Here is a 640-nt window from a genome sequence, read left to right on the forward strand (position 1 = left end):
CGAAATGTACAATGACGAACATACGACTGAAATCGAACGGCGCGTGTTCGATGAGGCCGCAACCTTCGGCTTAGGATCAGGCGTTAGCGTTCCATTGCATGGCCCCAATGGCACGTTTGAGATCATGAGCTTTGCTTCACCTGGAAACCACAGATTCCACGATAGAACAATCACTTACTTGCATCTTGCCGCGCTACATTTCCGTCTGAAGGCCGCAAGATTTGTGAATGCGAGCGGCGCCTACAAAGCTCCTGAGCTATCCCCAAGAGAAAAAGAATGCATTTTATGGGTGGCGAGAGGAAAAACTTCCTGGGGCGTAGGAACTATTCTGGGTATATCGGAAAATACTGTCAATTACCATATGAAGAACATAATGCGAAAAATGGAGGCGAGTAGCAGGATGGTCGCAGCTATTAAGGCAATAGAGTTCGGAATTATAGAACTGTAAGAAGCGACGTCTGAGAAAACACCACGCGAGTTGCCGGGACGGCAAAAATCGAGAATGCGGTTTGCTACCGCGTGGTCTCTTGATCTTCAGGACAGTGCCAGGTCGCAGAAACCAGCGGCCGACAAGGCTGGCGAAGGGCGTTGGTGCACGGATCGTTTATTGGTCTGGGTTTAGGGAAGCGGCAACCGCAGT

1 protein-coding gene is annotated in these 640 nt (G+C 50.2%); it reads left to right on the forward strand.

Annotation, left to right across the window (positions count from 1 at the left end; all coding sequences use genetic code 11):
• Positions 1–448: LuxR family transcriptional regulator (locus EOC06_RS44560; RefSeq protein WP_245470418.1), on the forward strand; the 448-nt coding region annotated here is incomplete at its 5' end.
• Positions 449–640: the final 192 nt, after the last annotated feature.

The sequence above is a fragment of the Mesorhizobium sp. M7A.F.Ca.MR.362.00.0.0 genome (assembly GCF_004023175.1).
Classification (GTDB): Bacteria; Pseudomonadota; Alphaproteobacteria; order Rhizobiales; family Rhizobiaceae; genus Mesorhizobium.